Annotated in this window: 11 protein-coding genes and 3 rRNA genes; all 14 read left to right on the forward strand. The window is 67.9% G+C overall.

Features of this window, described 5'->3' with window-relative positions:
* Window positions 1–147 precede the first annotated feature (147 nt).
* The 14 genes from argC (at window position 148) to Bra3105_RS16945 (ending at window position 24,539) form a co-directional block, all read left to right on the forward strand.
* Entirely contained in the window at window positions 148–1,287 is a 1,140-nt protein-coding gene (gene argC, locus Bra3105_RS16880) for an N-acetyl-gamma-glutamyl-phosphate reductase (protein WP_228357841.1), read from the forward strand.
* 61 nt (window positions 1,288–1,348) lie between these two features.
* Window positions 1,349–2,518 (forward strand): bifunctional glutamate N-acetyltransferase/amino-acid acetyltransferase ArgJ, encoded by a 1,170-nt coding sequence (gene argJ / locus Bra3105_RS16885; protein WP_228357842.1) that lies wholly within the window; start codon window positions 1,349–1,351, stop codon window positions 2,516–2,518.
* Window positions 2,515–3,555 (forward strand): acetylglutamate kinase, encoded by a 1,041-nt coding sequence (gene argB, locus Bra3105_RS16890; protein WP_228357843.1) that lies wholly within the window; start codon window positions 2,515–2,517, stop codon window positions 3,553–3,555. Before argJ ends, argB begins: the two co-directional genes overlap by 4 nt.
* Window positions 3,548–4,822, forward strand: a complete 1,275-nt coding sequence (locus tag Bra3105_RS16895) for an acetylornithine transaminase (protein WP_200501717.1) — start codon at window positions 3,548–3,550, stop codon at window positions 4,820–4,822. Before argB ends, Bra3105_RS16895 begins: the two co-directional genes overlap by 8 nt.
* A gap of 1 nt (window position 4,823) precedes the next feature.
* Window positions 4,824–5,804 carry an ornithine carbamoyltransferase gene (gene argF, locus Bra3105_RS16900; RefSeq protein ID WP_228357844.1) on the forward strand — a complete coding sequence of 327 codons (981 nt, stop codon included), beginning with the start codon at window positions 4,824–4,826 and terminating at the stop codon, window positions 5,802–5,804.
* Complete coding sequence (locus Bra3105_RS16905; protein ID WP_200501715.1) at window positions 5,801–6,379, forward strand: arginine repressor; 579 nt, start codon at window positions 5,801–5,803, stop codon at window positions 6,377–6,379. The genes argF and Bra3105_RS16905 overlap by 4 nt, the downstream gene beginning before the upstream one ends.
* Before the next feature lie 147 nt (window positions 6,380–6,526).
* Window positions 6,527–7,765, forward strand: coding sequence for an argininosuccinate synthase (locus Bra3105_RS16910; protein WP_228357845.1), 1,239 nt, complete (start codon window positions 6,527–6,529; stop codon window positions 7,763–7,765).
* Window positions 7,762–9,243, forward strand: a complete 1,482-nt coding sequence (gene argH, locus Bra3105_RS16915) for an argininosuccinate lyase (protein ID WP_407650886.1) — start codon at window positions 7,762–7,764, stop codon at window positions 9,241–9,243. The genes Bra3105_RS16910 and argH overlap by 4 nt, the downstream gene beginning before the upstream one ends.
* 155 nt (window positions 9,244–9,398) lie before the next feature.
* Window positions 9,399–10,670, forward strand: a complete 1,272-nt coding sequence (gene tyrS, locus Bra3105_RS16920) for a tyrosine--tRNA ligase (protein WP_228357846.1) — start codon at window positions 9,399–9,401, stop codon at window positions 10,668–10,670.
* Window positions 10,671–11,412: 742 nt separating this feature from the next.
* Window positions 11,413–12,933, forward strand: a 16S ribosomal RNA gene (locus Bra3105_RS16925).
* A gap of 366 nt (window positions 12,934–13,299) precedes the next feature.
* Window positions 13,300–16,366, forward strand: a 23S ribosomal RNA gene (locus Bra3105_RS16930).
* Window positions 16,367–16,479: 113 nt separating this feature from the next.
* Window positions 16,480–16,596: ribosomal RNA gene (gene rrf, locus Bra3105_RS16935) — 5S ribosomal RNA — on the forward strand.
* Together the 16S, 23S and 5S rRNA genes form the textbook arrangement of a ribosomal RNA operon.
* Window positions 16,597–16,992: 396 nt before the next feature.
* On the forward strand, window positions 16,993–18,000 hold the full coding sequence (locus tag Bra3105_RS16940) for a polyprenyl synthetase family protein (RefSeq protein WP_228357847.1): 1,008 nt from the start codon (window positions 16,993–16,995) through the stop codon (window positions 17,998–18,000).
* Between the two features lie 290 nt (window positions 18,001–18,290).
* On the forward strand, window positions 18,291–24,539 hold the full coding sequence (locus Bra3105_RS16945) for an Ig-like domain-containing protein (protein WP_228357848.1): 6,249 nt from the start codon (window positions 18,291–18,293) through the stop codon (window positions 24,537–24,539).
* Window positions 24,540–24,573 lie beyond the last annotated feature (34 nt).

The raw sequence follows: 24,573 nt of genomic DNA on the forward strand, positions 1-24,573 counted from the left end.
CAGGAGTTCCCGGTGGCGCCGTGTCGGCGTCGACCCCACGCGGCCCCACCCTCCCCGGAACCACCCCGCCCGGAACCACCCCGCCCGGGACCGCCCCACCCTCACCCCGATGTGCGTGACTATGCATCCTTCTGTATAGTTCTGCGTATGACGTCCTCCGCAGCCCTCGACGCGCCCGCACCGCACACCCCGCACGCCCCTGCGCGTCTGCGCGCCGCGGTCGTCGGCGCCTCCGGGTACGCGGGCGGCGAGACCCTGCGGATCCTCGCGGACCATCCGCGGATCGACGTCACCACCGTGACCGCGCACTCGAGCGTCGGCAAGCGCCTCAGCGAGGTCGCGCCCCACGTGCACCTGGACGAGGATCTCGAGCTCGTCGACACCACCGTCGAGAACCTCTCGGGCCACGACGTGGTCGTGCTGGCCCTGCCGCACGGCCAGTCCGGGCAGATCGCCGCCCAGCTGCGCGCGAGCGATCCCGAGGTGCTCGTCGTCGACCTCGGCGCGGACCACCGGCTCGAGAGCGCCCAGGACTGGGCCGACTACTACGCGGGGGAGCACTCGGGGACGTGGACCTACGGCATGCCCGAGCTGCCGCTGGTCGCCGAGGGATCGGAGGAATCGGCCGACGCCGCTCCCCGCCAGCGCGACCTGCTGCGCACCGCCCGTGAGATCGCCGTGCCCGGCTGCAACGCGACCGCGGTGACCTTCGCCCTCGCGCCGCTCGTGCGCGCGGGCCTCGTCGACCATCGCGCACTGAGCGCCGTCCTCCCGGTCGGCTACTCGGGCGCGGGCCGCAGCCCCAAGCAGCACCTGCTGTTCGCGGAGGCCGCTGGCGGCGCCGCGGCATACGGCGTCGGCGGCACGCACCGGCACATCCCCGAGATCCTGCAGAACCTGCGCCGCACCTCCGGCACCGCCGATGCGCGCCTCACGTTCACCCCCGTGCTCGTGCCCATGACGCGCGGCATCCTCGCCGTGGTGACCGCGCCCGCGGGCGACGGCGTCACCGAGCAGGCGCTCCTGGACGCTCTCGGCGCGGACTTCGCGGACGAGCCGTTCGTGCACGTCCTGCCCGCCGGGGCCGTCCCCAGCACCCAGCAGGTGGTCGGGGCGAACACGGTGCGCATCGGCGCGACCGTGGACCGACGAAGCGGGCAGGTCACGGTGATCTCCGCGATCGACAACCTCGTCAAGGGCACCGCCGGCGCCGCCGTGCAGTCCATGAACATCGCCCTCGACCTCCCGGAGACCCTGGGCCTGCCGCGCACCGCCCTCGCGCCCTGAGCGCCCGCGCCCCTCGGCGCCCCTCCATCGTCCGCCTCTCATGCACCACGGGAGACACACCATGTCCGTCACCTTCCCCGAGGGATTCCTCGCCGCCGGGATCTCCGCCGGCATCAAGGCGTCCGCCGCCGCGGATCTCGCCCTCGTCCTCAACCAGGGGCCGCTCGACGTCGCGGCCGCCGTCTTCACCTCCAACCGCGTGCAGGCCGCGCCGGTCCAGTGGTCCCGCCAGGCCGTGGCCGACGGCCGTGCCCGCGCCGTGATCCTGAACTCGGGCGGAGCCAACGCCTGCACCGGCCCCGAGGGGTTCGCCGACACCCACCGCACCGCGGAGCACGTCGGGGCGCTCCTCGAGATCTCCGCCCAGGACGTCCTGGTCTGCTCGACGGGGCTGATCGGCGAGCGCCTGCCGATGGATGCGGTCCTCGGGGGCGCGATGAGCGCCCGCGACGCCCTGGATCCGGGGGCCGACGCCGGGGCCGACGCCTCGCGCGCGATCATGACCACGGACACCGTGCCGAAGGCCGTCGAGATCACGACGCCCTCGGGCGCCCGCATCGGCGGGATGGCCAAGGGGGCGGGGATGCTCGCCCCGCAGCTCGCGACGATGCTCGTGGTCCTCACCACGGACGCCGTCGTCACCGCAGACGTCGCCGACTCCGCCCTGCGCGAGGCCGCCCGCACCACCTTCGACCGGGTCGACTCGGACGCCTGCATGTCCACGAACGACACCGTGATCCTGCTGGCCTCGGGCGCGAGCGGCATCGAGGTCGGCGCCGCCGAGCTCGCCGAGTCCCTGCGGGAGGCATCGGCCTCCCTCGCCCGCATGCTCGTCGCCGACGCCGAGGGCGCGAGCCACGACGTGCACGTGGTCGTCACCGGCGCCACCAGCGAGCACGCCGCGCTCGCCGTCGCCCGAGAGATCGCCCGCTCGAACCTCGTGAAGGCAGCGGTCTTCGGCAACGACCCGAACTGGGGGCGGATCGTCTCGGCCGCGGGCTGCGTGCCCGAGGAGGTCGCGCCCTTCGACCCCGATGCCCTGTCCGTGCACGTGAACGGCGTGCAGGTCTGCCGCGAGGGCGGCGCCCACGAGGACCGCTCCCTGGTGGACATGACCCCGCGCGAGACCCTCCTCGAGGTGGACCTCGGAGCGGGGGAGGCCGACGCCGACATCTGGACGAACGACCTCACCCACGACTACGTCGAAGAGAACAGCGCCTACTCCTCATGACCGAGACGACCTCCACTCCGTCCGGCGCGCCCGGTGCTGCCGGCTCCACCGGGCCCGCCGCGCCCGGATCCACCAGCTCGACCGGGCCCGCCGCGCCGCTCGCGGACTCCAAGAACCCCCTCGGGGACCTCACGCCCGCGCAGGCCGACGCCCGCGCGAAGTCCGAGATCCTCATCGAGGCCCTGCCCTGGATGCAGCGCTTCATGGGCAAGATCGTCGTCGTCAAGTACGGCGGGAACGCCATGATCGACGACGAGCTGCGCCGCGCCTTCGCGGCCGACATGGTCTTCATGCGCCATGCCGGCATCCACGTCGTCGTCGTCCACGGCGGCGGCCCGCAGATCAACGCGATGCTCGAGCGGGTCGGCGTCGAGAGCGCCTTCCGCGCGGGTCTGCGGGTGACCGACGAGGAGACCATGCAGATCGTGCGGATGGTGCTCGTGGGCCAGGTGGGCCGCGAGCTCGTCGGCCTCATCAACGAGCACGGGCCCTATGCGATCGGCATGTCCGGCGAGGACGCCCGCCTGTTCTCCGCGCGCCGCCGCGGCGCCCTGGTCGACGGCGAGGAGCTCGACCTCGGGCACGTCGGCGCGGTCACCCAGGTGCGGCCGGAGTCGATCCAGGACCTGCTGGATGCGGGACGGATCCCCGTGGTCTCCTCGATCGCCCCGGAGATCGACGCCGGCGGGCGGCCGACGGGAGCGGTGCTGAACATCAACGCCGATCTCGCGGCGGCCGCCCTGGCCGCGGGGCTCGACGCCGAGAAGCTCGTCGTCCTCACGGATGTCGAGGGGCTGTACCGGGACTGGCCCGATCGCGACTCCCTGATCCCCGAGATCAGCGCGAGCGCCCTGCGCGAGATGCTGCCCTCGCTGACGGCGGGCATGATCCCGAAGGCGGAGTCGCTGCTGGACGCCGTGGACGCCGGAGTGCGCACCGCGGCCATGACCGATGGCAGGATCGCGCACGCGGTGCTGCTCGAGGTGTTCACCGCCAAGGGCGTGGGCACGATGGTGAGGAGGGACGACTATGTCTGAGCGGATCGCAGAGGAGCAGGCGGCCGACGGCGAGGACCTCGCCGCGCGCTACTCCCGCTCGATGCTCGGCGTCTTCGGCACGCCGCAGCGGGTGCTCGTGCGCGGAGAGGGCGCGCTCGTGTGGGACGCCCAGGGCAGGGAGTACCTGGACCTGCTGGGCGGGATCGCCGTGAACGCGCTCGGCCACGCGCATCCTTCGCTGGTCGCCGCGATGACCAAGCAGGTCGAGTCGCTCGCGCACGTCTCGAACTTCTTCGCGACGCCCACCCAGATCGAGCTCGCCGAGACGCTGCTGCGCCTCGCGCGGGCCCCCGAGGGCTCGGGCGTGTTCTTCACGAACTCGGGCACCGAGTCCAACGAGGCGGCCTTCAAGCTCGCGCGGCGCACCGAGCGCCCGCGGATCCTCGCCCTCGAGAACGCCTTCCACGGCCGCACCATGGGGGCCCTCGCGCTCACCCACAAGGAGGCCTACCGCGCCCCCTTCGAGCCCCTGCCCGGGGGCGTCGAGTTCGTGCCCCCGAACGACACCGACGCGCTCGCCCGCGCCCTCGCCCCGGGCGACGTCGGGGCCCTGTTCCTCGAGCCCATCCAGGGCGAGGCGGGCGTGGTCCCGCTGGACCCCGAGTACCTCCGGGCGGCCCGGGAGCTGACCACGCAGCACGGCACCCTCCTGATCCTCGACGAGGTGCAGACCGGCATCGCCCGCACCGGGCACTGGTTCGCCCACCAGGGGGTCGACGGGGTCGTGCCCGATGTCATGACCCTCGCCAAGGGACTGGGCGGCGGCTTCCCGATCGGAGCCGTGATCGCCTACGGCCCTCGGGCGCGCGCCCTCCTGCAGCCCGGCCAGCACGGCACGACCTTCGGCGGCAACCCGCTCGGCGCGGCGGTCGCCCTCAGCGTGCTGGGCACCATCGCCGAGGACGATCTCCTGGGCAGCGCCTGGCGCACGGGCGGGCACCTCGCGGACCGCATCCGCGAGCTCGCAGCGACCGATCCGCGCGTGCTCGGCATCCGCGGCGAGGGCCTGCTGCGGGGGATCGCGCTCGCCGACCCCATCGCTCCGCAGGTCGTCAGCGCGGCGCTCGAGGCCGGGTTCATCATCAACGCCGCGAACCCGCGCACGCTGCGCCTGGCCCCGCCGCTCATCATCACGAGCGACCAGCTCGACGCCTTCGTCGACGCCCTGCCCGGGCTGCTCGACGCGGCGAGCGCACCCGCCGACACCGAGACCACCGAGACCGCGACCACCGAGAAGAGGTCCTGAGATGCCCCGTCACTTCCTGCGCGACGACGACCTGAGCCCGCGCGAGCAGAAGCAGGTGCTGCAGCTCGCCCAGGCGCTCAGCGAGGACCGCTTCGCCCGTCGGCCCCTCGAGGGGCCGCGCACGGTCGCCGTCATCTTCGACAAGTCCTCGACCCGCACCCGCGTGTCCTTCGCGACCGGCGTCGCCGAGCTCGGCGGCAGTCCGCTCGTGCTCGACGCGGCGACGAGCCAGATGGGCCGCGGCGAGTCGATCGCCGACACCACCCGCGTGCTGACCCGGCAGGTCTCGGCGATCGTCTGGCGCACCTTCGGCCAGTCCCGCATCGAGGAGATGGCGCACTATGCGACCGTCCCGGTGATCAACGCGCTGACCGATGAGTTCCACCCCTGTCAGATCCTCGCGGACCTGCTCACGATCGCCCAGCACACGGGTGGTCTCGGAGCCGATGACGCGGCGCTCGAGGGGCGCTCGATGGCCTATCTCGGCGACGGCTCGAACAACATGGCGCACTCCTACCTGCTGGGCGGGGTCACCGCCGGCATGGACGTGCGCATCGCGGCGCCGGCGAGCCACCTGCCCGCCGCCCCCGTCGTCCGCGACGCCGAGGCCATCGCACGCGAGACCGGAGGGAGGGTCACCATCACCGACGATCCCGCGCAGGCGGTCGAGAAGGCCGACGCCGTCATCACCGACACCTGGGTCTCGATGGGCCAGGAGGGCGAGGGCGGTCGCGGCGAGGAGACCTTCGCCCCGTACGCGGTGACCGAGTCGCTGATGGCCCGCTCGGGCGGGATCTTCCTGCACTGCCTGCCGGCGTACCGGGGCAAGGAGGTCGAGGCCTCCGTGATCGACGGGCCCCGCTCGGTGGTCTGGGACGAGGCGGAGAACCGCCTGCACGCCCAGAAGGCGCTGCTGACGTGGCTTCTCGAGCATCCCGACGAGGCCTCCGCGGCGCACGCGCGACCCCTGGGGCAGCGATGAGCACCACGGACCACCCGCGCACGCTCGCGCAGACGAAGACCGCCCGCCAGGAGCGCATCGTCGAGCTGCTCACCACCCGCGAGGTCTCCTCGCAGGCGCAGCTCGCTGACCTGCTCGGCGAATGCGGCATCGACGTCACCCAGGCGACTCTCTCGCGCGACCTCGTCGAGCTGCGCGCCGAGAAGGTCCGCGGCAGCGGCGGCGGGCTCGTCTACCAGGTGCCGGCCGACGGGGGAGACCCCGGGAGCACGCGCCGGGTGTCGAGCACCGAGCTGATCGGGGCCCGGCTGCGCCGGCTGATCGAGGAGCTCCTCGCCTCGGCCGACGTCGCGCAGAACATCATCGTGCTGCGCACCCCGCCGGGCGCCGCCCAGTTCCTCGCCTCCGCGATCGACCGCTCGGTGCTGCCCGAGCTCGTCGGCTCGATCGGCGGCGACGACACGGTGCTGCTCGTGGCCCGCGACAACGAGGCGGCCGACGCCATCGCCGCCCGCCTCCTGGCCCTCGCCGAGGGCCGACGGGGCGAGGGCGAGCCGCCCGACGCCGACGTCGACACCACGCGGACCGCGCCCTGAGCCGAGCCCGCGCCGGGGGACAATGACTCCGGACCTCCGTCGGCAGGGACGCACCCGTCGCAGCACCGGCCCCGCCCCGACCCGACCGCCGTCGGCCCCGCGCCGACGCACCCACCCGCTTCCACCCCTCACGAAGGAGCATCACCCGTGACCGAACGCATCGTCCTCGCCTACTCCGGCGGCCTCGACACCTCCGTGGCCATCGGCTGGATCCACGACGCCACCGGCGCCGAGGTCGTCGCCTGCGCGGTCGACGTCGGCCAGGGCGGAGAGGACCTCGAGGTCGTCCGCCAGCGAGCCCTGGACTGCGGTGCCGTCGAGGCCTACGTGGCCGACGCCCGTGACGAGTTCGCCGACGAGTACTGCATGCCCGCCCTCAAGGCGAACGCGCTGTACATGGACGCCTACCCCGTCGTCTCCGCGATCTCCCGCCCCGTGATCACCAAGCACCTGGTGAAGGCCGCGAAGAAGTTCGGCGCCTCGACCGTCGCCCACGGCTGCACCGGCAAGGGCAACGACCAGGTGCGCTTCGAGGTCTCCATCACCTCGCTCGCGCCCGAGCTCAAGTGCATCGCCCCGGTGCGCGACCTCGCGCTGACCCGCGACCGCGCGATCGAGTACGCCGAGCGCAAGAACCTGCCGATCGCGACCACGAAGCACAACCCGTTCTCGATCGATCAGAACGTCTGGGGCCGGGCCATCGAGACCGGCTTCCTCGAGGACATCTGGAACGAGCCCACCAAGGACGTCTTCAACTACACCGACGACCCGGCCTTCCCGCCGGTCCCCGACGAGGTCGTGATCTCCTTCGAGCAGGGCGTCCCGGTTGCGATCGACGGCCGCCGCGTGAGCGCGCTCGAGGCCATCCAGGAGCTCAACACCCGCGCCGGCGCGCAGGGCATCGGCCGCATCGACATCGTCGAGGACCGCCTGGTGGGCATCAAGTCCCGCGAGGTCTACGAGGCCCCCGGCGCGATGGCGCTGATCACCGCGCACCAGGAGCTCGAGCGCGTGACCCTCGAGCGCGAGCAGGCCCGCTTCAAGCGCAGCGTCGGCGACCGCTGGACCGAGATGGTCTACGACGGCCAGTGGTTCTCCCCGCTCAAGCGCTCGCTGGACGCCTTCATCGACGACACCCAGCGCTACGTCACCGGGGACATCCGGATGACCCTGCACGGCGGCCGCGCGACGGTCACCGGCCGCCGCTCGGAGTCCTCGCTCTACGACTTCTCGATGGCGACCTACGACGAGGGCGACCAGTTCGACCAGTCGCAGGCCAAGGGCTTCATCGAGATCTACGGCCTCGCCGCCAAGCAGGCCGCGGCCCGCGACGTCGCCTTCGGCAACGGCGAGGACGTCGACGCCGCCGACGAGGGATCGAAGTGACGGGCTCCGCCTCGTCCTCCGCAGGTCCGGCGGCCGACGGCCAGGGCGTGCCCGACGGCGCGCCCTCGTCCGCCGGTGCCGCGCTCTGGGGCGGGCGCTTCGGCTCCGGCCCCGCGGCGGCGCTCGCGGCGCTCTCGAAGTCCACGCACTTCGACTGGAAGCTCGCGCAGTACGACCTGCGGGGCTCGAAGGCCCATGCGAAGGTCCTGTACGCGGCGGGCCTGCTGAGCGATGACGAGCTCGCACGGATGCACGATGCCCTGGACCGGCTCTCGGCCGACGTGGCCTCGGGCGCGTTCGCCGCGGCCGAGGACGACGAGGACGTGCACACCGCGCTCGAGCGCGGGCTCATCGAGCGCGCGGGCGACGAGCTCGGCGGCAAGCTGCGCGCGGGCCGCTCCCGCAACGACCAGATCGCGACGCTCATCCGGCTGTTCATCCGCGACAGCGCGCGCATCGTCGGTGACCAGGTCCTCGACCTGGTGGGTGTGCTGCTGGAGCGCGCGCGGGAGGTGCACGGCGCGGCGATGCCGGGCCGCACGCACCTGCAGCACGCGCAGCCGGTGCTGCTGAGCCACCATCTGCTCGCCCACGCCTGGCCCCTGCTGCGCGACGTCGAGCGCCTGCGCGATCTCGACGCCCGCGCCGCGGTCTCGCCCTACGGCTCGGGTGCTCTCGCCGGTTCGAGCCTCGGACTGGACCCGCAGGCCGTGGCGGCGGACCTGGGGTTCGAGGACTCGGTGTGGAACTCGATCGACGGCACCGCCTCGCGCGACCTCACGGCCGAGTTCTCCTTCGTGCTGACGATGGTCGGGATCGACCTCTCGCGTCTCGCGGAGGAGGTGATCCTGTGGAACACGAAGGAGTTCTCCTTCCTGACCCTGGACGACTCCTTCTCGACGGGGTCCTCGATCATGCCGCAGAAGAAGAACCCGGACATCGCCGAGCTCGCGCGCGGCAAGGCGGGGCGGATCCTCGGGGACCACACGGGTCTGCTCGCGACGCTCAAGGCGCTGCCGCTCGCGTACAACCGGGATCTGCAGGAGGACAAGGAGCCAGTCTTCGACCAGGTCGACTCCCTGGGCCTCGTGCTCCCTGCGTTCACCGGGATGATGGCGACGCTGGTGTTCCACACCGAGCGCATGGAGCAGCTGGCCCCGCAGGGCTTCTCGCTCGCGACCGACATCGCCGATCACCTGGTGCGCCGCGGCGTCCCCTTCCGGGTGGCGCACGAGATCTCGGGCGCCTGCGTGAAGACCGCGGAGGAGCAGGACAAGGAGCTGTGGGACCTCACGGACGAGGAGTTCGCGAGCATCTCGGAGCACCTGGATCCGTCCGTCCGCGCGGTGCTGAGCGTGGAGGGCTCGATCGGCTCGCGCGATGCGAAGGGCGGGACCGCCCCCGCGCGCGTCGCCGAGCAGGAGGACGCGCTGGACGCGGCGGTCGAGGGCCTGCGCGCCTTCACCCGCGGCGCCTGAGAGCGGGTTCCTGGGTCGGCGCTCGGGCCGACGCCCGGGGCGGCACCCGGGGGCGGCACCCGAGAACTCCGTCGCGCCCGGCGCGGTCGGTGGGGGAGAATGACCGCGGCGCCCGCCCGGGCGCCGCGAACGGACCGATCGAGAGGACCTGATCGATGCAGACCATCCTGGACGAGCTCACCTGGCGTGGGCTCGTGGTGCAGACCAGCGGGCGCGAGGCGCTCGGGACAGCACTCGCGGATGGACCGATCAGCCTGTATTGCGGTTTCGACCCCACCGCCGCCTCGCTCCACGTCGGCCACCTCACCCAGGTGCTGACCATGCGCCGCTTCCAGCTCGCCGGTCACCGGCCCTACGCGCTGGTCGGCGGCGCCACCGGACTGATCGGCGATCCGCGGATGTCGGGGGAGCGGGTGCTGAACGACGAGAGCGTCGTCGCCGGCTGGGTGGACTCCCTGCGCGGCCAGATCTCGCGGTTCCTCGACCTCGAGGGGCCCTCCGGCGTGCAGATGGTCAACAACCTCGACTGGATCGGGCAGATGAGCGCCCTGCAGTTCCTGCGGGACGTGGGCAAGCACTACCGCATGGGGACGATGCTCGCGAAGGAGACTGTCGCGCGGCGTCTCGCGAGCGACGAGGGCATCAGCTACACCGAGTTCAGCTACCAGGTGCTGCAGGGCATCGACTTCCTGGAGCTGTACCGGCGCCACGGGGTCAGCCTCCAGTTCGGCGGGAACGACCAGTGGGGCAACCTCATCTCCGGGGTCGACCTCATCCACAAGGTCGAGGGGAAGGACGCCCACGCCCTCACCACGCCCCTGGTCACGAAGGCCGACGGCACGAAGTTCGGCAAGAGCGAGGGCGGCGCCGTCTGGCTCGATCCCGAGCTCACGAGCCCGTACGCGTTCCATCAGTTCTGGCTCAATGCGGCCGACGCGGACGTTGTGAACTACCTGCGCTACTTCACCTTCCGCGGCCAGGAGGACATCGCCGAGCTCGAGCAGGCGACGCAGGACGAGCCGCATCGGCGCCGGGCCCAGAAGGCCCTCGCCGACGACCTCACGACCCTCGTGCACGGAGCCGAAGCCGCGCGCCAGGCGGAGGCCGCAGCGGCCGTGCTGTTCGGCAGGGGAGAGGTGCGCGATCTCGAGGAGCCGACGCTCGATGCCATCGCCCGAGAGCTCACCACGGTCGAGCTGCCCGGCACGACCGCCCTCGTGGACGCGTTCACGGCGGTGGGCATCATGACCTCGAAGTCCCAGGTCCGACGGGCCGCAGCCGAAGGGTCGCTCACCGTGAACGGCGAGAAGGTCGACGCAGAGGGCGTCGAGCGCGCCCTCTCCGAGGCGGTGACGCCCCTGCCCGGCGGGTACGTGCTGGTGCGTCGCGGTCGGAAGGCTGCGGCGATGGTGCGGCTGAACGGCTGAACGGCTGAACGGCTGAACGGCGACAGGGCTCGACGACTCGACCGCTGAACGGCGCGACGGCCGACGGCCCGCGCCGGCGCAGCCCGCAGGGTTCCTGCCACAGCCGGGCCATCACGAGGGCCGGGTCCCGACACATGTCGGGGCCCGGCCCTTCCGCATACCGGGTCGCGCAGCACCGGGAGCACCGATGTGATGCCGTGCCCACTCGCAGCTCACACGCCCCGGCACAGGGGCGGCATGGGCGTTCACAAACGCCCGTCACCTGCGAGGACACGCGGTCACGGGGTCACAGCGGGACCCTCGCCCCGAATTGACCGGCCACCTCGCGGCCGCCTAATGTCTTCCTTGTCGCCGCAACGAGGACAACGACGGAGGACCGGCCCCCAGGGGCTCGGGACGACGCCGGTACCGAGGAGCGGGGACGAGCTGGACCGGACCTCCCGGGACCCGCACCACGATGTGGCGCAGATCCCTCTGGAGGACTTGCGGAAGGCGAGGAGCTTCGACTACAGTTGAGCCTCGCGCCTCCCCGACGGAGAGTCGGGCCGCACCGCGGACGGCGCATCGAGCCCCTGACACAACCCAGGATCTGGGTTGCCACGGTGTGCGCGTGTTGTTTGAGATCTCAATAGCGTGTCTGTTTGTTGATGCCAAATTTTTTGTTTTGGCATGACGGATGATGTAGCAGATTTATATGAATGTGCTAGTCGTTTGTTTTGTCGGGATTATAGTTTTTCATTTTTTGATGGAGAGTTTGATCCTGGCTCAGGACGAACGCTGGCGGCGTGCTTAACACATGCAAGTCGAACGATGATGGCCGTGCTTGCACGGCTGGATTAGTGGCGAACGGGTGAGTAACACGTGAGTAACCTGCCCTCCACTTCGGGATAACCTCGGGAAATCGGGGCTAATACCGGATATGAGCACCTACTGCATGGTGGGTGTTGGAAAGTTTTTCGGTGGGGGATGGACTCGCGGCCTATCAGCTTGTTGGTGAGGTAGTGGCTCACCAAGGCGTTGACGGGTAGCCGGCCTGAGAGGGCGACCGGCCACACTGGGACTGAGACACGGCCCAGACTCCTACGGGAGGCAGCAGTGGGGAATATTGCACAATGGGCGAAAGCCTGATGCAGCGACGCCGCGTGAGGGATGACGGCCTTCGGGTTGTAAACCTCTTTCAGCAGGGAAGAAGCGAGAGTGACGGTACCTGCAGAAGAAGCGCCGGCTAACTACGTGCCAGCAGCCGCGGTAATACGTAGGGCGCAAGCGTTGTCCGGAATTATTGGGCGTAAAGAGCTTGTAGGTGGCTTGTCGCGTCTGCCGTGAAAACCCGAGGCTCAACCTCGGGCGTGCGGTGGGTACGGGCAGGCTAGAGTGTGGTAGGGGAGACTGGAACTCCTGGTGTAGCGGTGAAATGCGCAGATATCAGGAAGAACACCGATGGCGAAGGCAGGTCTCTGGGCCATTACTGACACTGAGAAGCGAAAGCATGGGGAGCGAACAGGATTAGATACCCTGGTAGTCCATGCCGTAAACGTTGGGCACTAGGTGTGGGGGACATTCCACGTTTTCCGCGCCGTAGCTAACGCATTAAGTGCCCCGCCTGGGGAGTACGGCCGCAAGGCTAAAACTCAAAGGAATTGACGGGGGCCCGCACAAGCGGCGGAGCATGCGGATTAATTCGATGCAACGCGAAGAACCTTACCAAGGCTTGACATGCACTGGACAGCTGCAGAGATGTGGCCTTCTTTGGACTGGTGCACAGGTGGTGCATGGTTGTCGTCAGCTCGTGTCGTGAGATGTTGGGTTAAGTCCCGCAACGAGCGCAACCCTCGTTCCATGTTGCCAGCACGTGATGGTGGGGACTCATGGGAGACTGCCGGGGTCAACTCGGAGGAAGGTGGGGACGACGTCAAATCATCATGCCCCTTATGTCTTGGGCTTCACGCATGCTACAATGGCCGGTACAATGGGTTGCGATACTGTGAGGTGGAGCGAATCCCAAAAAGCCGGTCTCAGTTCGGATTGGGGTCTGCAACTCGACCCCATGAAGTCGGAGTCGCTAGTAATCGCAGATCAGCAACGCTGCGGTGAATACGTTCCCGGGCCTTGTACACACCGCCCGTCAAGTCACGAAAGTCGGTAACACCCGAAGCCGGTGGCCCATCCCTTGTGGGGGGAGCCGTCGAAGGTGGGATCGGTGATTGGGACTAAGTCGTAACAAGGTAGCCGTACCGGAAGGTGCGGCTGGATCACCTCCTTTCTAAGGAGCATCACCAGTATTGGTGGCCGCTTGCCTGCCCGTTCGTGGTGGGGGTGGTTGCTCATGGGTGGAACATCAACGGATGGGCGCTTCGCTCGCTGGTCGTGTGGCTGTCGTAGTACTCCTCTTCGGGGGATGGAACGGATGGTCTGGCTGGTGGGTTTGAGGTGGAGGCACGCTATTGGGTTTTGAGGCTGCACGCAGCCCTGCCCCTCTTGTGGGGGGTGTGGGTGTGTGGCTGGTCCTCCCCGTCATGATCTGCCGGTTGGTGGGTTGTGGTGGTGTGGGGTTGTTTTTTGAGAACTGCATAGTGGACGCGAGCATCTTGTAAGCAATTTTTAGTGTCTTTGTGATATTTTTTTGTGTTGCCTAAGTCTTCAAGGGCGCACGGTGAATGCCTGGGCACGAGGAGCCGATGAAGGACGTAGGAGTCTGCGATAAGCCTCGGGGAGGTGACAACCGACCTGTGATCCGGGGATGTCCGAATGGGGAAACCCACCAGGGGTCATGCTCTGGTACCCGCCACTGAATGTATAGGTGGTGTGGAGGGAACGTGGGGAAGTGAAACATCTCAGTACCCACAGGAAGAGAAAACAATAGTGATTCCGTGAGTAGTGGCGAGCGAAAGCGGAGGTGGCTAAACCGGATCTGTGTGATACCCGGCAGGGGTTGCAGGTTCGGGGTTGTTGGGACGTGTCTGATTCTTCTGCCGGAGGGTCGACGTTTGGCATGCTGCTAGTCGAAGCCGTGGTGAGTGCGGTGGCGTAGAGGGTGTGACTCCCGTAGACGAAAGTGGTGTGTGGCGTGACGCTGTTCCCGAGTAGCACCGGGCCCGTGAAATCCGGTGTGAATCTGCCAGGACCACCTGGTAAGCCTGAATACTACCTCGTGACCGATAGCGGACAAGTACCGTGAGGGAAAGGTGAAAAGTACCCCGGGAGGGGAGTGAAATAGTACCTGAAACCGTGTGCTTACAATCCGTCGGAGCCTTACGGGGTGACGGCGTGCCTTTTGAAGAATGAGCCTGCGAGTTAGTGGTCGGTGGCGAGGTTAACCCGTGTGGGGTAGCCGTAGCGAAAGCGAGTCTGAACGGGGCGTTCAGTCGCCGGCTCTAGACCCGAAGCGAAGTGATCTATCCATGGGCAGTGTGAAGCGCGGGTAAGACCGCGTGGAGGCGCGAACCCACTTCAGTTGAAAATGGAGGGGATGACCTGTGGATAGGGGTGAAAGGCCAATCAAACTTCGTGATAGCTGGTTCTCCCCGAAATGCATTTAGGTGCAGCGTTGCGTGTTTCGTGCCGGAGGTAGAGCACTGGATAGGCGATGGGCCCCACCGGGTTACTGACCTTAACCAAACTCCGAATGCCGGTACGTGAGAGCGCAGCAGTGAGACGGTGGGGGATAAGCTTCATCGTCGAGAGGGAAACAGCCCAGAACATCAGCTAAGGCCCCTAAGCGTGTGCTAAGTGGAAAAGGATGTGGAGTTGCTGAGACAACCAGGAGGTTGGCTTAGAAGCAGCCACCCTTGAAAGAGTGCGTAATAGCTCACTGGTCAAGTGATTCTGCGCCGACAATGTAGCGGGGCTCAAGTACACCGCCGAAGCTGTGTCACTCCGGTTTTTGCCGGGGTGGGTAGGGGAGCGTCGTGCAGACTGTGAAGCTGCGGGGTAACCCAGTGGTGGAGGCTGCACGAGTGAGAATGCAGGCATGAGTAGCGAAAGACGGGTGAGAAACCCGTCCGCCGATTGATCAAGGGTTCCAGGGCCAGGTTAATCCGCCCTGGGTTAGTCGGGACCTAAGGCGAGGCCGACAGGCGTAGTCGATGGACATCGGGTTGATATTCCCGAACCGATCGTAGGAGGACCCATACCGAGGCGTGTGATGCTAACCACCCGAGTCTCCTCCATGTCCTTCGGGATGTGGGTGGGGGTGAGGCTGGGAACCAAGCATGTAGTAGGTCAGCGCATGGGATGACGCAGTGAGGTAGCTTCCGCGGACTTAATGGAATAGTCCGTCTAAGCGTGCAGCCCGCGCACCGGTAATGCGGTGCCGTATGGGGTGAGACGTGATGGGGATCCCGTATGGGCGTAGGTGAGTGATCCTGTACTGCCGAGAAAAGTTCCGGCGTGACGAATACGGTCGCCCGTACCCGAAACCGACTCAGGTGATCAGGTAGAGAATACCGAGGCGTTCGAGAGAATCGTGGTTAAGGAACTCGGCAAAATGCCCCCGTAACTTCGGGAGAAGGGGGGCCTGAGCAGTGAGAGCTGTGAGGGCCGCAGAGACCAGGGAGAAGCGACTGTTTACTAAAAACACAGGTCCGTGCGAAGTCGTAAGACGCTGTATACGGACTGACGCCTGCCCGGTGCTGGAAGGTTAAGAGGACTGGTTAGCGCCCTTGTGGTGCGAAGCTGAGAATTTAAGCCCCAGTAAACGGCGGTGGTAACTATAACCATCCTAAGGTAGCGAAATTCCTTGTCGGGTAAGTTCCGACCTGCACGAATGGCGTAACGACTTCTCCACTGTCTCAACCGCGAACTCGGCGAAATTGCATTACGAGTAAAGATGCTCGTTACGCGCAGCAGGACGGAAAGACCCCGGGACCTTTACTATAGTTTGGTATTGGTGTTCGGGACGGCTTGTGTAGGATAGGTGGGAGACTGGGAAGCATGGACGCTAGTTCGTGTGGAGTCGTTGTTGAAATACCACTCTGGTCGTTCTGGATTCCTAACCTCGGTCCGTGATCCGGATCAGGGACAGTGCCTGATGGGTAGTTTAACTGGGGCGGTTGCCTCCTAAAGAGTAACGGAGGCGCTCAAAGGTTCCCTCATCCTGGTTGGCAATCAGGTGTTGAGTGTAAGTGCACAAGGGAGCTTGACTGCGAGACAGACATGTCGGGCAGGTGCGAAAGCAGGAACTAGTGATCCGGCACCTCATTGTGGAATGGGTGTCGCTCAACGGATAAAAGGTACCCCGGGGATAACAGGCTGATCTTGCCCAAGAGCTCATATCGACGGCATGGTTTGGCACCTCGATGTCGGCTCGTCGCATCCTGGGGCTGGAGTTGGTCCCAAGGGTTAGGCTGTTCGCCTATTAAAGCGGTACGCGAGCTGGGTTTAGAACGTCGTGAGACAGTTCGGTCCCTATCCGCTGCGCGCGTTGGATATTTGAGAAGACCTGTCCCTAGTACGAGAGGACCGGGATGGACTGACCTCTGGTGTGCCAGTTGTTCTGCCAAGGGCATGGCTGGTTGGCTACGTCGGGAAGGGATAACCGCTGAAAGCATCTAAGCGGGAAGCCTGCTTCAAGATGAGATATCCGTGCACCCTTGTGGTGTGGGAGGCCCCCAGGAGATGACTGGGTTGATAGGCCAGATGTGGAAGCACAGTAATGTGTGGAGCTGACTGGTACTAATGGCCGATGACTTATCAACACAAAAATTGAGAGTTGTGTGCTGTGCTCGCGTCTACTGTGTGGTTCTCGGGAAACAACCCCGCGCATCCCTCGAAGTGAGGGGTGTGGTGGGCTGGTGTTGTCTCGTGGTGTTACGGCGGTCATAGCGTTGGGGAAACGCCCGGTTCCATTCCGAACCCGGTAGCTAAGCCCTTCTGCGCCGATGGTACTGCACCCGGGAGGGTGTGGGAGAGTAGGACGCCGCCGGACATTCCTTTGTGAATGAGGGTTGTGGCTCGTCACGAGCAGCTCCCCGAACCTATGTTGTGGGTTCGGGTGGAGCGCGGTGACGAGCCACAACCCTTTTCTGCAGCCATACGTTTCCATGTCTCCGGCTGGTTCCCGTCTCTCCGTGTGCCACCGATGCGTCTGATCCGGAGTCGGCGGCTCCACAGCGGACTGGACGCCCTGGCGCAGCCCCATCCTGTTCTCGAGCCGGGGTGAGGCCCGCGTTGAGAACTGGCAGGCGAGTCCCGTCGTGTGCGTGTGGTGTGGTGCATGCCGGGAGGCTGAAGGTGGTTGCTCTGATGCCCCCGGGGCTAGAATCGTGAGGGTCCTCGCGAGCGTGGGGACCCGTGGCCGTGACCCCGTGCGAGAGGACGAATCGTGGAATCTGCCCTCTCGTCACTCCCTGACGTCGACGACGAACTCGCAGGAGCGGTGCTCTCCGGCCTCGCGCGCGTTGAGAAGAGGCTGACGGACACCGTCGCGGTCTCCGACGACATGATGTCCTGGACGTCCCGTCACCTCATGGACGCCGGCGGCAAGCGACTGCGCCCCCTGGTGGTGCTCCTGGCTGCCTCGATGGGCGACATCGAGGATGACGCCGTGATCGACGCCGGCACCCTCGTCGAACTGACGCACCTGGCCTCGCTCTATCACGATGACGTCATGGACTCGGCGCCCACGCGGAGAGGAACCGCGAGCGCCCACGAGGTCTGGGGCAACTCGGTCGCCATCCTCACCGGGGATTTCCTGTTCGCCCGTGCGAGCGCCCTGAGTGCAAAGCTCGGCGCCGATATCGTCGCCCTTCACGCCCACACCTTCGAGCGCCTGTGCCTGGGCCAGCTGCACGAGACCGTCGGTCCCGCGGACGATGCCGACCCCTTCGAGCACTACCTCTCCGTCCTCTCTGACAAGACCGCATCGCTGCTCTCCGTCGCCGGGGAGATCGGTGCGCTCACCTCAGGCGCTGGGGACGAGGTCGCCTCGATCATGCGTGCGTACGGGGAGAAGGCGGGCGTCGCCTTCCAGCTCGCCGACGACGTCCTCGATCTCCGCAGCGACTCCCAGACCTCCGGGAAGAACCCGGGCACGGATCTGCGTGAGGGCGTCCCCACGATGCCGACGCTGCTGATCCGAAGGCGCCTGCAGGAGAATCCGGACGCGCGGACGCGCGACATCGTCGACCGGCTCGACGGGGACCTGAGCGATGACGATGACCTCGCCGCGCTCGTCGGCCTCCTCCGCGAGGACCCTTCCCTCGAGACGACCCTCGACATGGCCCATGCGCTCGTCGGCGAGGCCATCGAGATCCTGGGCGCACTGCCGGACCTCCCCGCTCGCCGTGCTTTGATCGACTTCACACGAGGACTCGTCGACCGCGATACCTGAGCGACCTCTGAGGTCAGCTCGTGCTGCGTCGCGGGGACGTCAGGGTCCGGGCGCATCGTCGCCCGTTCGCCACTCCACATTCATGCCCGGGCATTGGCCTCAGTCCGACCTGCCGGTAGCATCACTCCGGGCACTCCACGCCGAAGGACGCCGGCACCGCCGCGTCCGCACGGCGACCCGACCGATCGACGCCGGGAGCTGAGCGCCCTCGTACCGACGGGTCTTGCAGGGGGCTGTCGCGCTCCGGGACCACCTCGGGCAGCGCGGCATGAGGGGCAGGGGAGCTGCACGTGGCATTCGCGATGACGGGCCGACGACGCCGGCGCACCCTCATCTCCAGCGCCGTCCTGGCCGTTCTCGCGCTCGTCGTCACCATCTGCGCCGTGCGCTTCGACGGACTCGCCTCCGCCGAGGTCACCGTCAACAACGGTGCCGTGTGGGTGACCAACTCCCAGAAGCACCTCCTGGGGCGCCTCAACGTCGATGCCCGGGAGTTCGACGGCCGCGAAGCCATCGACGGCGACGACCTCGACGTCCTGCAGGACGGATACCACGTGATGGTCACCGGTCCCAAGGGCATCATCCCCATCGACACCGCCACCGTGGAGCGCACCGGCAACATCGACCTCGGCCTCGACCCCGAGGTGGATCTCGGATCCGACCGCGTCGGCATCATCGGCACCGGGGGACGCGTCTGGGTCGCCGACGCAGCCCAGATCTCCTCCTTCTCCGCGACGGGGCAGAAGCCGCTGCTCACCGCGGAGGACGAGAGCGCGCAGATCGCCGTCACCGACTCCGGGACCGTCTTCGTGCTCGACGGGAAGCAGCTGTACAAGATCCCGCGCACCCTCGACGTGGGTGCGGAGAAGCCCGAGAAGATCGGGACCATCGACGACCTCTCGAGCAGCGAGGACGCGGTCTCCCTCACCACCGTCGGCGAGACGCCCGTCGTGCTCGACACCGAGACCGGCCACGGCCGACTGCACATCGGCGAGGACGCGAAGACGACGGTCGCGCTCGAGGACCTCGGGGCATCCACCGCGAGCGTCCAGGGCGCCGAGCTCCAGCAGCCGGGCCCCGAGTCCGACGACGTCGTCCTCGCCACCACGGATACGCTCTACCAGATCCCGCTCAGCGGCTCGGCCGGGAAGGCGCAGCACCACCCGTCCGGCGGGAACGGGGAGCCCGTGGCGCCCGCGCAGGTCGCCGGCTGCGCCTACGGGGCGTGGAACGGGTCCCTGCGCTACGTGCGCGTCTGCGGCGGGGAGGTGAAGGCCGACACGATCGAGGACGCCCGCGACGAGAGCGACCTCGCCCTGCGCGTCAACGGGGACCTCGTCGTCCTCAACGACCAGGAGAGCGGGCTGTCCTGGATGATCTCCCAGGACATGACGCTGGTCGACGACTGGGTGGTCACCCAGGACATCAAGAAGGACGACCGCAAGCAGGAGGAGAAGGAGACCAAGACCTCCACGGTCGCGAACCTCGACTACGACCGCAAGGAGGACAACCGCGACCCGGTGGCGAACCCCGACGAGATGGGCGTGCGACCCGGATCCAGCACCGTGCTGGACGTGCTGCGCAACGACACCGACCCTGACGGCGACGTCCTCACCGCGAAGCCCAAGAAGGCCGAGAGCGACCTGGGGCGCGTGACCCCGATCCGGGGCGGCACCCAACTGCAGATCGACGTCCCCGAGGACGCGAAGCCCGGGACGAAGAAGGAGATCGTCTACACGGTCTCCGACGGCCGGGGCGGCACCGCGGAGTCCGTCGCGACCCTCACGGTCCGGGGAGAGCAGGACGACGCCCCGCCCGAGCTCGCCCAGGACGAGACGCCGAAGATGAAGATCCGGTCCGGGCGCAGCTTCAGCTTCAACATCCTGCCCTACTACCGTGATCCCGACGGCGACGACTTCTACCTCGCCGGAGCCAGCGTCGAGCCGCAGGACAGCGTCACCTTCACCCCGGACGGCGTTGTCAGCTACACCGACGCGGGCCTCGAGGACGGGGAGAAGTCCATCTCCCTCACCCTGCGCGACGACAAGGGCCAGGAGTTCGAGAGCGAACTCAAGGTGGAAGTCGTCCAGGACGAGGACCTCGCACCGATCACCACGGCCGACCACACCCAGGTCGTCGCCGGCAGCACCGTCGACCTCGAACCGCTCGAGAACGACCTGAGCCCCTCGGGCGACAAGCTCGAGCTCGCAGAGGTCTCCCTCGAGGGCGGCGGGGACGGTCTCGACATCGAGAAGGACCTCGACGCCGGCACCGTCTCCGTCACCGGCAGGACGGCCGGCACCTACTACCTCGACTACACGATCGTCGGCGGCACGCAGAGCGCCGACGGGCTCATCCGCGTGGACGTCGCCGACCCGAGCGCCGAGGCCGAGAAGCCCGTCGCCGTGGACGACCTCGGCATGGTCACCGCCGGCGGGTCCACCCTCGTCGACCCGCTCGAGAACGACGTCGACCCGACCGGGGGAGTGCTGGTCGTCGACTCCGTGTCGGTGCCCGACGGCAGCGGCGTCGATGCGCGCGTGCTCGACCACCACCTGATCAAGATCTCCGCGGATCCCGATGCTGAGACCGACGGCGAGCCCGTCCCGATCTCCTACACCGTCGCCAACCAGGCCGGCGAGGTCGAGGGCACCGTCCAGACCATGGTCGTGAAGACCGACAGCCAGTTCGCCGAGCCGAAGACCGTCAACGACGAGGTGACCGTGCGGGCGGGAGACCTGGTGACGGCCGACGTCCTCGCCAACGACACCTCCCCGATCGACTCCGACCTCGCGCTCGGCGGCGACTTCCGCGACGCCGACGACGCGGAGGACATGGGGACGCTCGAGACCTATCAGGACAAGATCCGCTTCACCGCGAAGCCCGATGCCAAGGGCGAGACCTCCCTGTCCTACACCGCCACCGACGAGACCGGGCGCTCGGCCTCCGCGCGCCTGCGGATCACCGTGGTCCCGGACGACGCCAGCAACGAGCGCCCCGCGCCGCAGAACCTCACCGCGCGCACCGTCGCCGGGAGCACGGTGCGCATCCCCGTGAGCCTCAGCGGCGTCGATCCCGACGGCGACTCCGTGATCCTCACGGGAGTCACCGGCGACGCCCCGAGCAAGGGACGCGTGACCTCCGCGTCCGGGGAGTGGATCGACTACGTGGCCGATGACGACGCCTCGGGCACGGACACCTTCCGCTACCAGGTCATGGACCGCCAGGGCGCCGTCGGCACGGCCGAGGTGAAGATCGGCATCGCCGCCCGCACCGAGACCAATCAGTACCCCATCGCCGAGGACGACACGGTCGAGGCCAAGCCGGGCCGCAAGCTGCAGGTCTTCCCGCTGGAGAACGACACCGACCCCGAGGGGGCGCCGCTCAGCATCGACCGGGACCTCGTGAAGTCCGAGGACGGATCCGTCGACCTCGACCAGGACCAGGCGAAGGGGTCGGCCTCCGTCGACATGGTGACGCCGGAGGAGCCCGGCACGTACACCATCAGGTACGGCGCGAGCGACGGATCCCTCTCCGACGAGGCCAGCATCCTGCTGACCGTCAAGGAGGACGCCGAGGAGCGCGCTCCGATCGTCACCGACGACTTCGTCCCCGCCGCGGAGGTGCTCGACGAGAGCAGCGACCACGTGGACGTCGACGCCCTCGCGAACGACGTCGACCCCGACGGCAGCGTGAAGGACCTCGAGCTCGCGATCGACGGCAGCCCCGAGGGCGTGCAGATCGTCGACGAGGACCGCGGGATCGTGCGCGTCACCCCGCGGGAGGAGCCCTTCCGGATCCGCTACACCGCCACCGACCTCGACGACCATTCCGCGGCCGGCTACATCTGGGTGCCGGGCACCTCGAAGCAGGCCCCCACCTGGGTCGGCGAGCCCATCACCGTCCAGGCCGGGACGGAGGCGAAGATCCCGCTCGACGACACGGACAACGTGCGCGTGCGACCGGGCGGCCAGGCACCCGTCATCACCGATACCGCCACCGTGAAGGCGAAGCACGCGAACGGCGACAGCCTCGTCGCGGACGAGCACACCCTTGTGTACCGCGCGGCCGACGACTACTCCGGCGAGGACACGATCACCGCCGAGGTCACCGACGGGCCGCGCGGCGACGACACCGCGGCCGTGGGCATGCTGTCGATCCCGGTCACGGTCGAGTCCAAGGACAACAAGCCGCCGTCGATCCAGGGGACCGACCTCGAGGTCGAGCAGGGCGGCGACGCCCGCCAGGTCGACCTCGCCCGGACCGCAGACGACCCCGAGGGCGACGACCTCACGTTCGAGTCCACCGGCGAGACCGGAGTGGACGGCATCAGCGTCGAGGTCAGCCCCGAGGGAGTGGTGAGCGCCCAGGCCGATGCCGACGTCGCCAAGGGCACGAAGTTCTCGGTGCCCGTCTCCGTCTCCGACGGCACCAACGACCCCGTGAAGGCCGAGATCAGCGGCACGGTCACCGGCTCCCGGGAGCCGCTCCCGTCCGCCCAGGAGGACACCTACGACATCGACGCGGGGGACACGAAGACCGTGCGCCCCACCGCGAACGACACCGAGCCCCTGGGCAAGCCCGTCACCATCGTCGACGCGAAGGCGAAGGCCGGCACGATCGACGTGGACCACACGGACGACGCGGTGACGCTGGCGCCCGGCGCCGACTTCCACGGCGTCGCCACCGTCAGCTACACCATCCAGGACGCCACCAAGGATCCCGACCGGCAGGACACGGGCACCATCCGCGTCAACGTGCGCGGCAAGCCGGATTCCCCCTCGGCGCCTCGCATCGAGGAGACCGGCGACGGGTACGTGGTGCTCGGATTCGAGCCGGGGAACGACAACGGCGCCCCGATCACGGGGTACACGGTGAAGCCCGCCGGCGGTGGGAAGTCCACGCAGTGCGAGAGCACGACCTGCAAGATCAGCGGACTCACCAACGACACCGAGTACACCTTCACCGTCGCCGCGACGAACGACGTGGGGACGTCGGAGCCGTCGGCCGCCTCGGCGAAGGCCCGTCCCGACGTGAAGCCGGAGAAGCCCGACGCTCCGCGCGTGAAGCGCGGCGACGGGAAGCTCCAGGTGTCCTGGACGAAGCCCGTCAACCACGGCTCGCCCATCATCGAGTACGTGCTGCAGATGATCGGCGCGGACGGTTCCACGAGGTCGATCCCGGTCGAGGGCGGGAGCACCAGCACCACCGTGGACGGGCTGACCAACGGCGTCGACTACACCTTCAGCGTCCGCGCGAAGAACAAGGCCGACGAGCCCTCCGACTGGTCCGAGCGGTCGTCGGCGGAGCACCCGGCAGGCAAGCCCAAGAAACCGTCAGGGAAGATCACCGCGACGCGCTTCGAAGACGAACTGGGCGGCACTGTCCTGGTGAAGTGGCCGGCGATGACCGAGGACGAGCAGAACGGCGAGAAGGTCACCTCGTACACCGTCACCGCCCATCCCGGGAAGGGCGGCGGTGCCGAGAAGACCATCACCACGAAGGACGGGAAGACCTCCGGTCGCTTCGACGACCTGGACCGCAACACGGAGTACACGTTCACCTACACGGGCACGAATTCCGTGGGCAAGGGGACAGGGGCCTCGGCGGCCTCGAACCCGGTCACGGCGTACGCGAAGGCGAAGGCCCCCACGGGCGTGACGGCCTCCCTCCCCGACGCCCACACGGGCAGCGGGCCCAACGGCCGCGTCACGGTCTCCTGGAAGAAGGCGGACGGGCGCGGCACGCCGATCGACCACTACATGGTGCGCTGGCCCGGCGGCGAGCCGCGGACCGTGGACGCCTCGAAGGACTCCGTGACGATCGACGGGCTGGAGAACGGGAAGGACTATACGTTCACCGTGCAGGCGTACAACCGCTTCGCGGGCGGCGAGAGCGAGCTCTCGAAGGCCTCGAGCGCCGTGCGCCCGTACACGAAGCCGGATGCGCCGTCGGTGACGATGAGCGCAGCGAACTGCAGCGGCACCTCCTGCCCCGTGACCGCGAAGATCAGGGCCAACGGCGGCGGCGGGGTCGGCGTGAGCACAGTCCAGTACCGCGTGAACGGCGGCGGCTGGAAGGACCTCGGCGCCGGCGGCGGCGATCCGCAGGTCGGAGCGAAGGGCGGCACGAAGTACACCGTCGATGCGCGCGTCGTGAACAGCGAGAAGCTCGTCAGCGGCACCACCTCCGACTCCGCGACCGCGAAGTCCCCCACCCCGAAACAGTCGGGGGAAGCCGACTGGGAGGGCGAGGGCGGAGCCTCAGGAGAGACCGGCTGCGAGAACGGCAGCTGCCGCTGGTTCAGCTTCAGCCTCGAGAACATGGAGCCGGGGAAGACGTACCAGCTCGACTTCTACGAGTACGAGACTGATAGCAAGTGGTCCGAGGGGGCGAGCTCCCTTCCGAAGGAGATCACTGCTGACGGTCAGGGGCGGTTCACCAGCACCCATCAGTACTTCCACGGCTACCCGGGCAAGAAGTTCGACGTCCTGCTCGACGGGAAGAAGGTCGCGACGATCACGGAGCCCAAGAAGTGACGCACGACCTCCGCCCGGCAGCCCCCATCCCATC

The organism is Brachybacterium halotolerans subsp. kimchii, from assembly GCF_020792675.1.
Taxonomy (GTDB): Bacteria; Actinomycetota; Actinomycetes; order Actinomycetales; family Dermabacteraceae; genus Brachybacterium; species Brachybacterium halotolerans.